Below are 16,082 nucleotides of genomic sequence, written 5' to 3' on the forward strand. Positions count from 1 at the left end.
GTTATTTGCTTAATTTGTGAGTTGACATTGAAATTCACCTTGTTCGAGATAAAGTTGAAGTTGATGATATTGTTTCTCATGTTGACTGGCAGCAAGAAGTTGCTGGCTAATTTGTGGTAGTAGGGTATTTGTCAGGATGGCATCAACCGTGCGTCCACCAGACTCAATTTCTGTGCATCGGCTGACAATATGTTTGACGATAGTATTATCAAATGTTGCTGTAATACCGTGGTTTTCCAGTAAACGTTTTTTAATCCTTTCCAATTGTAAGTGCACAATATTTGTCATCACTTCATCACTTCATCACTTAATGGATAGTAAGGAATGACCATTAATCGTCCCAACAGGGCGGCAGGAAATATTTCCAATAATGGCTTGCGTAATTCTGTGCTGAGTCTGTCCGGCTTTGGCAGAGTGTCCTGCTGAGTGCACAGTGAATTGATCAGATCAGCACCGACATTGGATGTCAGGATAATAATCGTGTTTCGAAAATCGATGTGGCGTCCTTCACCATCTTCCATCCAGCCTTTGTCGAAAACCTGGAAGAAAATTTCATATACGTCAGGATGTGCTTTTTCAATTTCATCGAGCAAGACAACACTATAGGGACGGCGTCGGACTGCTTCCGTCAGTACACCACCTTCACCATAACCAACATAACCAGGAGGCGCTCCTTTTAACGTTGATACCGTATGTGCTTCCTGAAATTCGCTCATATTGATAGTAATAAGATTTTGCTCTCCGCCATATAATGTTTCGGCAAGGGCGAGAGCTGTTTCCGTTTTACCCACACCAGATGGGCCACACAACATGAAAACACCAACAGGTTTATTGGGATCATCCAGTTTAGCGCGTGAAGTGCGTATGCGTTTTGCAATTAACTCTAATCCATGATACTGACCGATAACACGTTGACTAAGGATATCAGCCAACTGTAATACGGCATCGATTTCGTCTTTTACCATACGATTGAGTGGAATGCCTGTCCAGTCTGAAACAACGGAAGAAATAATATTGCTGTCTACAGCAGCAAAGATAAGAGGTTCTTCACCTTGTAAGGTTTTCAATTGTTGCTGTAACTCTGACAATTCGGCATGTTTTGCTGCAAAGTTGTCATCCTGGTTGGTGTGTAATTGCGTTCGCAGAGAAATAATTTTATCGATCAAGGAAAGTTCTTGTTCCCAACGTTCTTGTAATTGTTTTTTTTGAGCTTCCAGCGTAGATAGTTCGTTCAGAATAGTGGCCGGACGTTGTTTATCACCGATGCCTACTTTAAATTCCCGTTCGGCAATCTCCAGCTCAATTTTCAATGCATCTATGTGATGACGGCAATTTTCCAGTTGGGGTGGTTCTGCATATTGGCTGATTGCAACCCTGGCACAGGCGGTATCCAATAGGGCCACAGCTTTGTCCGGTAATTGACGGGCGGGAATATAGCGATGTGAAAGACGTACAGCGGCTTCAATGGCTTCATCCAGCAAAAGCACATGGTGATGTTGCTCCAGTGCCTTGGCCAGACTGCGTAGCATGATCAGCGCTTTATTTTCATTGGGTTCATGAATTTGAACGACTTGAAAACGGCGGGTAAGTGCGGGATCTTTTTCGATATATTTTTTGTACTCCGACCAGGTTGTGGCGCCAAGAGTACGTAATTGCCCGCGTGCCAATGCCGGTTTTAACAGGTTGGCAGCATCACCGGTTCCCTGTTGTCCACCTGCCCCAATCAAGGTATGAATTTCGTCAATAAACAGAATAATTGGGGTAGGGCTAGATTGTACTTCATCGATCACTTTGCGTAGACGTGATTCAAATTCGCCTTTGGCGCCTGCACCGGCTTGTAGCATACCGATATCCAATAACCAAAGCTGGACATCCAGCAAAGGTGGGGGCACTTCTTTCGCCACAATCTTCAATGCCAGCCCTTCAATGACGGCGGTTTTACCGACACCGGCTTCGCCAGTCAGTAGTGGATTATTTTGGCGGCGACGCATCAGAATATCAATAATCTGACGAATTTCCTCATCACGCCCTGATACTGGATCAATTTCACCATTGCGCGCGCGCGCAGTCAGTTCTTGTCCATATTGTTGCAGAGAAGACGGTTGTAGAGAGGATGATTGTGGGGAAGGGCTTGCCGCACTCTGTGCATTTGATTGGGATTCATCGCTATCGTTGCAGATGCTGTTGAAATTGTCGAGTAGAGTATCTGCATTCACATGGTCAAACTGGGGGGAAATGGATTTCAGTGCATTGCGTAAGTTAAAGGTTTTCAGTATGCCTATCAGTAAATGAGCACTGCGAATTTCATTGACACCAAATTTCAGCGATCCATATACCCAAGCGCGTTCTACGGCATTATCAATATGTTCGGCAAGATCAGAGATGGCACTGGCTCCCCGTGGCAAGCGATCAAGTGCTGTAACAATGTCTTTGGCCAACGCAGATTCGTCCAGTGAAAAGTGGCGGATAATTTGCTGTAAGTCGCTGTTTTGTTGCTGCATGAGTTGATGCAGCCAGTGAACTAATTCAACATAAGGGTTGCCGCGTAGTTTACAAAAAGTGGTGGCACTTTCTAAGGAAGTGAACAGGGTGCGGTTAAGTTTGCCGAAGAGCACAGAACGACTGATTTCTGACATAGTGTATCACCCGTAGTATTGTTGACAGTGATTGAGTTTTGCAGGCAAGAGCGGGGGGATCATTCCGGCTTGTAAATTAAATCCCCGCGATGGGTTGGTTGTTTATTATTTTTATCCCGCTCAATTTTTCCAAGCCAACTGCTGAGTCCTAATTTTATCGGTTCAGACAGACAAATCCCTTTTACATCTGACTGGTGGAGAATTAACTGGATATCCCATGCGTATTCAATTCCCAAATATTGATAAACCCAGTCACACAACTGCCTTGATTTGGATCCTTCCGGCAAGAACATCTGGTATTCAGCCAGTTTTAGCGGACCTAATTTAATGCGAAATTTATGTTGAACATCGTAGTGTGCAATGCCTAAAAAAGCCGATTTACCCAAACGTGGCATGTTGCGTCCTGCTTTTAATTGGGCCTGATCCTGTACTTCGACTTCCAGCCATTGGGGAATATTTTGCACAATTTTGAGTGGGACATGGAAATAACAGGACAGTATTTTTTCTAACCCTTCTGAGTTATGCCCTTGACGGGATAAATGGCCAGATAAAAAATAACGCGCGTGATCATTGATGGTGTCTGGTTGTTGTTGAGCAGGCAAACCCATACCCACCAAACAGGAGAAATAATGGCAAAAGCGCTGATTATCCTGACGATCGAGTGATACGGTTGGTTGAGTATTGGCCCAGGCTCGATAGAACAACAGGATTAATCTATGATGGAATAGGTTAGCGAAAGCATTCAGGGTTGGATCTTGATAATTATATTGTCGTGTATAGGCATATTCGGTCATATGCAGTGGTAATGGGCCATTGGGACCGAACAAACCAAAACTGTAAATGAGTATGTCATACAGTGTCGAGTTTTCCCGCTGCTTGGCTTCAGCAATAGTAGATGGGGCGAAAATTATGGACGCTTTTTGTCCCAACCGCAGTAGCTCATATTTCGGCAATGGGGCAGAACCGAGCATATAATCTGCTCCAGATTGGGCATCGATCCGGCGCAGGGTTTGAAATAAGTCGAATTGCCAGGGAGTTTGGCAGAGTTGCTGCCAAAAGTTATCCGGTAAACGACATAGGTGATGAATAGAAATGGAATTTTTTTGCATCATATTCATTTCTTGTCTGTTATAGCAAATTCTTGTTGCCCATACGGGCAGGCCAAAATCCGATGTTGCCGCGTTGCTGACTATATAACGTCATTTCAGTAAAGGAGTTCATGGTGACCAGTCGTGAAAAGAGCTTTTCCAATACGCTGCCTAACAGCCAGGGACTGGTTCCGGCAAATTCTTGTTCATCCACTTCAATCCTAATACTAACACCACGAGCAAAGACGATCGGGCCAGGTTCAGGAACCCGCCGATAAATCGTTTTTAATGAACTGTGGCGGATACCATTAATCTGGCGCATGACGGCTGGCTCTGCAAGGTTGGCGTATAAGCTCAACAATTGTCGTAATGCCTGGGTACCTTGCTCGTCATCTTTATCCATGAGGTTCAGATAATTAAGTTGAAGCTGGCTAATTAGTTTCCAAGAGGTTGAACCTTGTGCCAAGGCAGGGCGTGGAATAGTGGGCCTTTTTAGAAAGACAATTTGGTTAATTGGAATCGAATCTAGCATGACAAAACTGTTGAGATCCTGTTGGCGCAGCATCACTGATAAGTCACGATTAGTGCACATGACATCAGCGGTCAGAAATTTTAACTCATTGAGCCACGGGGAGTTTTGCTCATCAACAATAGAGACAAAGGATTCTGTTCCAACATAACTGGTTCGGGTTCCGTAGTGACGGGTATGTTCAGATAAGATACGGGGTTTGCGGCGCACAGAAAAGTAAGAGCCGTAATTACCCTGGTCGTCACTGAAAGTAGACCAAAATGGCCTGAATATTTGTGTTTCTTTACGTTTGATGTTTGCGCCGTGCAGGCGTTGTACTGAGAAAATTTCGTAATCAAGAGGATGAATGTTATCGACAACTAAGTGGTATTCATTGACACTTTCTTCCACCGAGATCCGTTCCGTGATTTTAGGGAATAAATTAATGACCGGTGTACTGTTCAAGGCCAGATAAGAGGCATCTACCAGACGTTCCAGTTCGGAGTCGGTTTGATCCAAAAGCAGTATCAACTCAAATTCATTCTTTTCCTGAGTCTGTTGTAGTAAAGATTCCAGACTGCTGATACTGAAGAATTGAAAGCGTGCCGGAAAAGCAAAATATTCCTGGAGTTGACGATAACCACTGAAATTACGTGAGTCATTGGGGAGTAATGACTGATCATCATCAAATCCTTCATGATGCGGGAAGATATCGGGCAAGACCTGATATTGGGGTGTATCACCCAGCGTCTGACAGACTATGCCAACAGAATGTTCCATAATCAGTTCTAATAACCGTTGGGATTGAATATCTGGTCCGGAAAGAAAGAATACCAGCTTCTTGAGATCCAGTTCATTGAGGAAAAATTTTCCTTGACAGCCAAGATGAATGCGTAGTGCACTGACGGCGCCATATTGATGAAGGTTCAGTGCCACGAGCGGAAAGTTAGCGGGGATCCTGCCAAGTTCAACGTTTTTTAGATGCAGCGGCTGTAAGGTGACATCTTGTGTGGTGCTGTAGTAGAAATTGATCCCGTCCTTTTTCAATGCTTGGCAATGCATAATTGTGTTACGCGGCACTAAAAATCCATGGCTGATATCTCCCTTACTGGTATCTGGCTTGAGTTCGACGATTGCCGTTGAAGGTGTAGGAGACAAATAGTTAGGGTACAGGACCTCCAGTAATTGCTCGGAAAAGTGAGGGAATTCCGCATCCATTTTCAATTGAATGCGGGAAGTCAGAAAAGCAAAACCTTCCATCAAGCGTTCAACATAGGGATCAGCGACGTCAATCCCATGCATTCCTAAACGATTGGCAACCTTAGGATAGAGTTTGGCAAATTCTTTACCCATTTCCCGTAAATACATTAATTCACGGTTATAATATTCAAGTAATTTATTATCCATACTCCCTATATGAACGCATCCCGTTTGCAAGACAAAAATCACTTCTTACCTCGGCAACCTTTCTGCATTCACCCTTATGGTTAAAAGTTAAAGGCATTTTTCAGCACCGTCACCTATGGTGATTATGCAGCCTCTTTTATAGTGAAGTAACCGTTTTCAAGATCGATATCACTGTGGAACAGGAATTCCAGTGGCCAGGGAACGCACCACAACAAGCCCTTTATCTCTATGGATAAGGTGTTATATAGGGGTAATGTATGGGGATCGGATATACAGTTGACTTCCAGCCCATCGGGAATGATACGTGGTTCGAATATATGAATTGCTGTAATGATTCTGTTTTGGATATTTCCCCATTCTATTTCAGATATGCATTCACCCGCTAAGGAAGGTAAACCAAAGTTATACACAGAATGACGAATTTCTGGAAATGAGGTGAAATCTTCCAAGGATTCGCTGTTGATGCTATTGAGCAGCCATTGCAAATCCCTTAGGACATTCTGCCTCAAGGCGGTGTGCGACAGCATGTAATTGTTGATTGTTTCTTGTTTTTTATCAGGTTCATGATCGGTGAGTCTGTCGAATAAAGAAGGTAACATTCTATCTTTGGCAGTGATGCGCGTAGCGTTACTCCGGCTATGATAGCCACCATGTAATAAAGTTATATTCTGGTTCATGATTCACTTATTCGCCATTGCCATTGCCATTATATTGGGAGTTTTTGTATCGGTTAACTTCTGCTTCATAGGCTTGTAGGAATTTTTCACCAAACAGGAAAGGATCTTGTTTAAATGCTTTCTCTGTTTCTTGGTAATGTTTGATGAGGTACTCCCACATTGAGGCTTTGTTGTTAGCCAATGACAAAGAAAAAAGTGGCAACTCATTGTTTTTTTGTGCTTTTCGTTCAAGGGTCGCGGGATGGAATAGATGCAATATATGTGTCGTAATAGCACGCATTCCCGCAATCATACCCAATTGGTGTGCTTGCAACTCGATCAAAATGTCACGGGTTGCCAGTTCAAGTGGCATAAACCCTGGTACATGATGACAAAGCATCAGCACCAAAATAGACTGACCAGAAGGCAGAAGTTTAAATGGGTTATTGGCGTTAGACTGAGGTTGAGGTATGGCTGCGTTTGTTTCGTGTTTCAGTTGGGTACGTAAGGTGTTGAGAGTAACGATACCCTGAGTTAACTGACTGACGAATCGTCCTAATTGATACATCTTTTGTTCATCAAATTGCAGGTTGATCTCTTTCAGCCCCATACCCTCTAATAACGCCGCCAGTAATTTTCCTTCCAATTTGACGCTATTTTTGACGTTATTGTCTTGATTTTGGTGTGCATTTTGCTCTTTTTCTTCAAATAATTTGGATGATGGCTGAGAAAAAAGTTGAGATGTTGCAATAGTCGCGTCATCGACTGCATTCAATGGTATGGCGTTGTCCAATATTTGATTCAACAGCTCATCATTTTTGGTTGCTTGTGTAGCCTTAGTGTGTTTGTCGGAAAACAGTGCCAGTGGATCAATCTTCTGTTTATCATCATCTTGATTACTCTCATCATGTGACAATAACGTAGTAGGTGTGTGGTCATCCAAGATGTTTTCTTGTTGAAAAGTAGTACCTGCACTGAACATGGCGATCGGATCTGTTGCGCGCAATTGGAGGGCGTCAAAATCGATTGTTGGCTCAATTTCTGCCAATGGATCAATTGGATTGCGTTCTTTATCATATTGGCTTGTTACCAGAGGGTTATTGTCGTTTATTTCTGGTTTAGCTTGGGACGAATCAGAAGAAGTTGAGGTATCGGCGAAGGTTAAAATATGCTCAAGATCGTCCCAGATTTCACTGGTAGTTAACGAGTGCTCGGCATTGAGCCCGTGTTGTAATGGATTCTTTTTGATATCAATCACTTGGATCTGATAATTGCCAATATTCAGTATATCACCATCACGAATTTCAACCTGGCGATTGGGCGCCAGGGGGATCATGTTCAATAAAACCTCAGAGGCAGAGCCTTGATTATTTATCTGGCATTCTCCGTCAGCAGAAATAGACACAATGGCCTGCAATCTGGCAATTGCTTGTCCGTCATCGGGCAAATACCAGCTATTTTCTGTACTGCGACCGATTGTGCCGCCAGGAGGAGAAAAATCGTAACTCAGTTGTGGGGGGGAATTTGAGCCAGAGTGATTAACAATGGTGAATCTCATAAGTATGGATACCTATTGTTATATAGCAATCTAACTTCAAGATGCGTGTGATTTCTCCCCGCGAAGCGGGGAGAAATCAGGTTTCATATCATGTTGTCAATGGCAACTTGAAGTTTAATGCGTATAGATAACGATGAATGAGGAGATAATGATGTTTTGAAATAATGAAATTGAAAAGACGGCCTTCCTGTGAGTGTCCACAAGAAGGTCATTATATGTGTGGTTAATCGATTTTATTGGTGTATGAATCCCATTCATAGCTGACTTCAGCACCTTTAGCGCCTGAGCTATACCCTTGAGGGAAATAGCTTTCTTTATGTTTTTGGAAGGCGAGGAGGATAGAAGAATAAAAACCACCATCCCCGTATGCCAGGCTGGATCTCGCGACTAAAGAGTTTGTCAAAACCAATGTATACCAAGACACTTGTTTATCTCCTTGTCTACGTACTTTAAGTTGCACTTCCTTGATATGAGTCCCTTTAACGAGGTATTGGCGCAAGGTTATGGCAGACTTGTCAAATAAAATATCCAAAGATAAACCGGAAACCGTCACGATACCTGCACCGAGTCCAGTAGCTTGAGAATGAGAATTAACACTGTTCATTACTTCAAGAGCAAACGATTGAACAGCTGTCCAACCTTTGAACGTGGTGTCACCTGATTCTCCTTTAATATCAGTAAAGTTAATATATGCATCAATGCCCGGAGTAGATATGCCCAGAGTAGATATGTCCGGAGTAGACATAATTTTCTCCTTAATATAGAGAATAGAATGAAACTAACAAACGCAGCCAATAAATACCTATTGGTGCTAGACATAAAGGTATATACCAATCTAACCGCAAGATGCGTGTGATTTTTCCCCCGCTTCGGGGAAAAATCGCGTTTCATATCGTGTTGTCAATGGCAACTTGAAGTTTAATGCGTATATACGTATTGAAATTTAAAGATGAGCAAATAGGTTTTGGATAGATAGACTTTTTAAACCAATCTCCTTTCAAGATGCGTCTTATATCTCCCCGCGTAGTGGGGAGATATAAACAATCACATTGATTTGCAAGCGGCAACTTGAAGTTAGATTGGTATATAAGTAAAAAAGTATTCCTTAATTTTTTAATATTAGGTTCCTTTCAGTGAAGGGAGTTTTGAAACTAAGCGTAGGGAAACGGTCAAACCTTCCAGTTGGTAGTGGGGACGCAGGAAAAATTTAGCCTGATAGTAGCCTGGATTGCCTTCCACTTCTTCCACCGTAACTTCTGCGGCAGCTAGCGGTTTTCTCGCTTTAGTCCCTTGTGATGAGTTAATGGGATCACCATCAACATAATTTATAATCCAATCATTCAGCCAACGTTCCATATCTGAACGTTCATGAAAAGTCCCGATCTTATCGCGCACAATACATTTCAGGTAATGGGCAAAACGACAGCAGGCAAATAAGTAGGGCAAACGGGCTGCAAGGTTGGCATTGGCAGTTGCATCAGGATCATAGTATTCTGCGGGTTTTTGCAGGGATTGAGCACCAATAAAGGCGGCAACATCCGTGTTCTTGCGATGCAATAACGGAATGAACCCATTTTTTGCCAATTCTGCTTCACGGCGATCGCTAATGGCGATTTCCGTTGGGCACTTCATATCTACTCCTCCATCATCGGAAGGGAAGGTGTAGCAAGGCAGGTTTTCTACAACACCGCCGGATTCTACACCACGGATAGAAGTACACCAGCCATACAGTTTAAAAGAACGATTAATATTGACTGCCATAGCATAAGCGGCATTTGCCCAAGTGTAGTTATTGTGCGTTGGGCCTTCTGTATTCTCCTCAAAATTGAAATTATCAACGGGATTAGTGAGGGCACCATAGGGAAGACGGGAGAGGAAACGCGGTAGTGCCAACCCGATGTAACGCACGTCTTCTGATTCACGTAAGCTGCGCCAGGGTGCATATTCGGTGTTTTGGAAAATCTTGGAGAGACCCCGTGGATTAGCTAATTCCTGCCAGGATTCCATTTGCATAACACTTGGTGATACACCTGAAATAAATGGACAGTGTGCTGCTGCACTGATTTGTGCTATCTGGCGTAAAAGTTCAATATCCGGTGCGGTATGGTCGAAATAGTAATCCCCCACCAGACAGCCAAACGGCTCGCCACCAAATTGACCATATTCCGCTTCATAGATCTTTTTGAAAATGGGGCTTTGATCCCAACTCACACCTTTGAAACGTTTTAATACTTTGCTCAACTCCTTTTTGGAAATACACATCACACGGATTTTCAGCATTTCATCGGTTTCTGTGTTGTTTACCATATAATGCAAACCACGCCAAGCGCCTTCCAGGGCCTGGAATTCTTCATGATGCAGAATATGGTTCACTTGTTGTGATATCTTGGTATCGATTTCAGCAATCAATGATTGGATAGTACGGTAAGTATCATCAGAAATAGTGACCGTGTTTTCCAACGCCTGTTGTGCCAGTGTCTTCACCGCATTCTCAACGGCACTACGGGTATGATCACTTTGCGGACGAAACTCCTTATTCAGCAATGTACTTAGTTCATCAGGGGTATATTCTTTTGCTCCCTGAGTGTGTTGCGTCTGGGTTTCTTGTTCAATTTGGCTCATCAATTACTCCTTATCTTCATTACCTTCTGCTGGAGCACTCTCTGTAAGATTTGGTGCTTCAGCCAAGGATTTGAGCAGAGCGGGGTTTTGCAATATCTCGGCAATCAGTTTTTCTGCGCCATTTTTGCCGTCCATATAAGAAAGCAGGTTTGCCAGCTGGGTGCGTGCTTCCAGCAATTGCGCCAATGGCTCGACCTTTTTGGCGATGGCATCAGGTTGAAAATCTTCCATAGTTTCAAATGTTAAATCGACATTCAGCTTATCCTCACCAGTCAAGGTATTTTCAACCTGAAAGGCTGCTCGCGGTTTGATTGAACCCATCCGTTCATCAAAGTTGTCAATGTCAATTTCTAAAAATTTGCGATCATTAATGTCTGGCAAGGCTTCTACCGGTTTTCCTGCTAAATCAGCCATAACTCCCATAACAAAGGGTAATTGAATTGCTTTCTCCGAACCGTAAAGCTCGACATCATATTCAATCTGTACACGAGGAGGACGATTCCGTGCGATAAATTTTTGTCCACTGGATTTCATAACACATTCTCCGTTATTGTCTGGATAACTATACCAATCCAACTTCAAGTTGCCGCTTGCAAGTCAATGTAATGGTTTATATCTCCCCGCGAAGCGGGGAGAAACAATGAGTTATGTTGTCTTATAATGAGCAACTTGAAAGGTAACGCGTATATATCAATCTAACTTTAAGATGCGGGTGATTTCATATCGTGTTGTCAATGGCAACTTAAAATTTTATGCGTATAAAGGGATTTGCGGATAACTAATTTAATTATTTAAAACAATAGGTTATTAATCCGTGTCAGGGTTATTGGGGCGACCAAAAACGCTCTCAAGCTGACTTAACCCTTCTGGAACAAGATCGTAGATAATATTAATAAAATCACTGTCAATCAGCCGTAGAATACGGTCAATCATTATAGGCGCCGGATGGCTTGGCTCATGTTGAAGAAAATAAGTTTTGGCTTTTTCTAATAAAATGCGAGCATCATCTCGGTTACTGACTTCGATTTCTCGCCAATGGGAAAATTCACCCTTTTCAAGGGACTCAAGGATTGTTGTTGGTGAAGTTATTTGTTCCGCTGCACTGTTTTGTTGCATAGGTTCGGACGCAAATGTTTTTGCGCTGTCAGAATGTTCCTGAATATCTGTTCCTGGTTTATGCATGGGAAAAAATCTAATAATGGTATCCAACTGTTTTAAAAATTGCGGCAATTGGGGGAGGTAACTGTCGGATAAATTATGGCGAATAATTTCAATCAAGGCAGTAAGTTGTTCATGAATGGCGATGACTGCCTTGATCTCAGGGCTATTAAATTGTTGGTGTAATTCGTTAATTAATCTTGTGCGTCCGCCAGTATAACCTTTGATTTCGGTTACCGTACCATTAAACAGTGAACAAATTTCCTGTAATGACAATTCCGTTGAAACACTCCTGAGCACAATCGAGTTTTGGGCTTTTATCGTACAGGGTGAACCATCTTCAATGATGGCTAGCGTGTTGAGGCGGAATAAGGGATCATATTCACCATTAAATTCCAATTTTGGCCACACATCTTCCCAATAACGTTCCAGGGTTTGGCGTAGTAAATTCAGGCCATCGGCATACCCACATATTCCCCGAATATTTAACCATGCTTGCATCAGGGCGATGATGACACGCAGATCTTTGGTACGGGACAGTAGGTGAGTGGCTTTTTTTGCCACCTCTATCCAGTTGGGCGGTTCAGCAGGGATGAGTACATCACCAAATTGCTGTTCTGGCTTCTCGATTAGGTCTTGCTCTAATATCAGAAATTCATCATCGTATTCGAGGTTTTCCCCGCACGGAAACGCTACACTGATTGGAGTGAGTAAGGCATCAATATTCATGGTATTTTCAGCTTATATTCAGTTCACAAGTTCACAGTAAGGATATCGATCATGCTGATTGAAACAGTTCTGGATTTGGGCACGAGAAAGCAGGGAGATTAAACGGGCTGAAAATGCTGTTCGGGGTAAATTCTAGCAAGACAGTATGACCACTGATATTAAATCTTGCCCATACACCAATATTGGTTGACTCCCCTGTTTTACCACGCCAGATACGTTTAGCATGATCCAGCAAGCGGTTTAGTGCCCAGAAACCTGACGTTGATAAGTTTGCCGTTGTACCATCCGTGAGATTTAATTGAATGCGAACCAGATTGATATTGGCAGGACCAGGCCAGCTAATCAGTTGTGAAAGTTGCGGGCCGTGACTGTATTCTACTATCTGTCCATCAACATCCAACACCATACTCAATATATCGTTACTCATATTGATTGGACGAACCATGACGCGAAATGATGGTGTTGGCGTTCCGTTGGTAAATAGCGTATTGCGGATAATCTGGGCCTGTTGGAAAGGTTTGAGCAGATTTCCCCCTCCTGGCAAGGGCTTGCCATTCACACCGGGCATAAATTGCCATTTTGGCAGAGTCGTATCTACTTTACCCGCTAAATTTTTCAGGAAGAAATTGTCCATTAAGCCAGTCTCTGGCGCAAACATTCGTGCCATATCGTCGGGCTTGATATCCTGTTTTGCGTTAGGGTTTAACGGATAGCGATTGGCAATCGCCTGGTTGCAAAACCCGCCGATTTCTGTACTGAGATGCTTACCGACATTTTTCATATCACTAAGCTGAGTATCGCTACTGGCCCCCACCGCGAGTGACGAAACTATGCTCCTGAACGGTATAGGCAGGAGAGCAGATGTTGTTTGTAGCTGCGTGACAATCTGACCAGGGGGCAAGGGCATTCCTGCATTGGTTGCATTTTGTACTGAGGTTAAATACAGGTATAACTCGTTAATTTCTTTTAAGGTCTTATCAAAAGGGATACTTTGGGTGTTTTTATTTGGCCTTTTTGCTAACGCAATAATTGAGGCAAAAGATGCTTCTAATGCCTGTTCAGGTATAGTTTGTTGATTATTATCTGGCATTATTTGTTCGGGCACTAATTTCGTTAATTTATTTGATTGACTCTTCACAACACGGTTATTCACAATATTGTTGAGTTGTTTGATATTATTGCTATTCCCATTCAGTATGACGTTTTTACTGATATTAATTAAAAGGTTACGCATAGGTGAATCAAAAGAAGACAACAGGCGTGAAGTGTTGATCCGTTGTTCCAGGGTATCGATATTTATCAAACCAATATCCGCCAGAAACTCGCTCCACTGATATATATAGTCGTTAATATAAAATTGCTTAACAGCGGATTTTATTTCCTTATCGGTCTGCTTTTTTGCATAGCTACCGAGTACCCAACTGTCTTGTGAATATAAGGTTGTTAGAAAAGTATTGAGGTTTTTTTCAATGCCTTGCTGATAACCCGTTGGGGTGAACATCCCTGATATGCCATCTGTAATGGGAGTACCACTGATGCGTGAGAAAGCCAATTCAGCCTGGGGACCTGCGAGTGATTCCAGATTTACGGGGGCTAAACTGGGATCATTAATTAATTTTTCCTTCATATAGTTATAAGCACGTTGTGCTGGTGAAATATTGCTAATTAATTGCTGTTTTTTTTTGATCTGCGTGTCATCGCGAATGAAAGGAGATGTGACAACCTGGTTATCTAACAATTGGCCGATGTGTTCCGCGATTTGTTGCAAATGCTGCTGGGTTGTGTCTGCGTTTAATTGGGTTTTCAAATATTGCATGATCCAGTTATGCAGAAACTTACCATCATAATGCTTAGGCTGGTATAACATTTGATAAGCCTTGAGCGTATTGTAGGTGTTCTCTATGTCATCGTTGTTGTCATCATGCAGCTGGTTAGTGATGATCGTTGCTATCTGGGGCAACAATAATGTTTTTAGGGCTTTTCTATATAGAAAACGGCTGGCATCACTGATTTGTTCACCACAATACAACCCCATTCGATAGGATAACGGGGGATCATTTAAGGAAAAATGTTGGCTTTTATCTAAATGAGCCAAACTGTTTAAAATCGGCAGTAAGGCATAAATATCATTGGCATTTTTCTTTAAGTGAGCGCTTTGTTTTGCAATGGTCGGAAATCTGGCTTGCACTTCCGTCAGGTAATCTTTGTTATTGTTGTAGCTTATCAAAAGTAAATTGGCTACCAATGCCAGTATTGCCACTGAAACAACATATTCCAATCCGCCCAGCAAGCGTTTGCGGTATATCCACCAGCGGTTATAACCGGCAATTCCTGCTTCATTAAAGATATTTTCCAGTAAATTTTTTATAAAGTAAGCCTGGCTGGTCGGAGTAGGATGAACACTTCCTTTATTATTCCCCCATGCCATGGTTTCACTATTGTTATTGGTTGGTAACTGAAAATTGCGGTTAAATTTCTCCATGACATTGTCAAAGGAAAATCCTGTTTGTGTTCCACTGGTGAAATATAGTCCGCGTGGATAGTAGGGGATTTCAAAGCCCGACTTTGCGAATACAATTTCAAGATATTGTGCGATCAGGGGGAGCAAGGATACAAATTCTTGCGGGAATAAATAACTTTCGGCACATTGTTGTGGATTGTGTCCGTTGTTTAAGAGAATAGAAGGTAATTCAGCATCTAACCGCAATGCTAATTGGCTATACTGTTGATTAAGAATTTCATGCAAATCAAAATCAAGACCTTTATTCCACTTGCCCCGTGAAACGTTATTCCATGGGAAATTAAATCCCCAAATTTGCTCACGGGATTTTTCGTCAAAATGGGAGAAATAAGCACTAAATCCTTTTAATAAATCAGTCTTAGTGATCATGATATAAATAGGGATCTGTATCTTAAGTTGTTCATGTAATTCTGACAGGCGCTTATGCAGCATATAAGCCTGCTGCTCCCGTTTTTCAGTAGATAGATTGAGTAAATCTTCCACACTAATAGTAATAATAATCCCATTCAGTGGCTGGCCTATCCGATATTTTTTCAACAGTCGGATGAAATTTTTCCATTCATCAGCATCCTGTTGGTGAAAACTATCCTGTGTGACATAGCGACCTGTAGTATCTAGCAGAACGGCTTTATTGGTGAACCACCAGCTACAGCTATTCATGTCTTGCGTACTGTGCAGTGCGGATTTACCCAGGTAGTCCGACAGAGGAAAATGTAGGCCAGAGTTTGTCAGTGCTGTCGTTTTGCCTGAACTGGGGGCACCAATAACCAGATACCAGGGTAATTGATATATATATCGGCGGCTGAAAAAGTGTATCCAGCCTGGTTTATTTTTAATATACCAACCAGAAAAATAGGCTTTTTTCAATAATCTTGCAGCATCAGAGAAACGCTTTGCTAATGTAATATATTGTTCATTCTGCTTCTTTTCTTTGTTTTCATTTTTAGTGATCTCCAATTCCTTGGTCAGCTTTTGGTTAAACCATGATTGGTATAACCGCGGTATTACTTTGATGAAAAACCAGAGCAAGTAGAAAGAAATAATGGTAATGATTCGTGTTGTATTTGGCTCAAAAGGGAACTTGTTACCAACAGAAATAATGGGACCAATGAACCAGATAAAAAAAGAGATGGCCGTTACGCTAAGAAAACTCCATGTCAACGGGCTGGTGATGATAGAAAAAAGTGCATTCAGCATGT

General features: G+C 42.3%; 9 protein-coding genes and 1 pseudogene. All 10 read right to left on the reverse strand.

Annotated elements, in window-relative coordinates; genetic code table 11:
• Nucleotides 1-9: 9 nt before the first annotated feature.
• The 10 genes and pseudogenes from tssH to tssM all read right to left on the reverse strand — a co-directional run bounded on the left by tssH (nucleotide 10) and on the right by tssM (nucleotide 16,080).
• Nucleotides 10-2,636: pseudogene (gene tssH / locus WDV75_RS09355) on the reverse strand (type VI secretion system ATPase TssH).
• Nucleotides 2,637-2,695: 59 nt separating this feature from the next.
• Nucleotides 2,696-3,754, reverse strand: a complete 1,059-nt coding sequence (gene tssG / locus WDV75_RS09360) for a type VI secretion system baseplate subunit TssG (protein ID WP_420497509.1) — start codon at nucleotides 3,752-3,754, stop codon at nucleotides 2,696-2,698.
• A 10-nt stretch (nucleotides 3,755-3,764) separates the two neighbouring features.
• Entirely contained in the window at nucleotides 3,765-5,639 is a 1,875-nt protein-coding gene (gene tssF / locus WDV75_RS09365; RefSeq protein WP_273559064.1) for a type VI secretion system baseplate subunit TssF, read from the reverse strand.
• Between the two features lie 122 nt (nucleotides 5,640-5,761).
• A complete protein-coding gene (gene tssE, locus WDV75_RS09370) occupies nucleotides 5,762-6,316 on the reverse strand; it encodes a type VI secretion system baseplate subunit TssE (RefSeq protein ID WP_273559063.1) in 555 nt (184 codons plus the stop codon).
• Nucleotides 6,317-6,323: 7 nt separating this feature from the next.
• Complete coding sequence (gene tagH / locus WDV75_RS09375; protein WP_273559061.1) at nucleotides 6,324-7,853, reverse strand: type VI secretion system-associated FHA domain protein TagH; 1,530 nt, start codon at nucleotides 7,851-7,853, stop codon at nucleotides 6,324-6,326.
• 223 nt (nucleotides 7,854-8,076) lie between these two features.
• A complete protein-coding gene (locus WDV75_RS09380) occupies nucleotides 8,077-8,598 on the reverse strand; it encodes an Hcp family type VI secretion system effector (protein WP_273559059.1) in 522 nt (173 codons plus the stop codon).
• 374 nt (nucleotides 8,599-8,972) lie between these two features.
• Complete coding sequence (gene tssC, locus WDV75_RS09385; RefSeq protein ID WP_273559057.1) at nucleotides 8,973-10,475, reverse strand: type VI secretion system contractile sheath large subunit; 1,503 nt, start codon at nucleotides 10,473-10,475, stop codon at nucleotides 8,973-8,975.
• A gap of 3 nt (nucleotides 10,476-10,478) precedes the next feature.
• The gene (tssB, locus tag WDV75_RS09390) at nucleotides 10,479-11,009 is read right to left on the reverse strand and encodes a type VI secretion system contractile sheath small subunit (RefSeq protein ID WP_273559056.1); all 531 of its coding nucleotides are present in this window, start codon (nucleotides 11,007-11,009) and stop codon (nucleotides 10,479-10,481) included.
• 273 nt (nucleotides 11,010-11,282) lie between these two features.
• Nucleotides 11,283-12,362: a type VI secretion system protein TssA gene (gene tssA, locus WDV75_RS09395; RefSeq protein ID WP_273559054.1), complete on the reverse strand. Its 1,080-nt coding sequence runs from the start codon at nucleotides 12,360-12,362 to the stop codon at nucleotides 11,283-11,285.
• Nucleotides 12,363-12,411: 49 nt separating this feature from the next.
• Nucleotides 12,412-16,080: a type VI secretion system membrane subunit TssM gene (gene tssM, locus WDV75_RS09400; protein ID WP_273559052.1), complete on the reverse strand. Its 3,669-nt coding sequence runs from the start codon at nucleotides 16,078-16,080 to the stop codon at nucleotides 12,412-12,414.
• Between the last annotated feature and the right edge of the window lie 2 nt (nucleotides 16,081-16,082).

It is taken from the genome of Xenorhabdus griffiniae (assembly GCF_037265215.1).
Lineage (GTDB): Bacteria > Pseudomonadota > Gammaproteobacteria > Enterobacterales > Enterobacteriaceae > Xenorhabdus > Xenorhabdus griffiniae.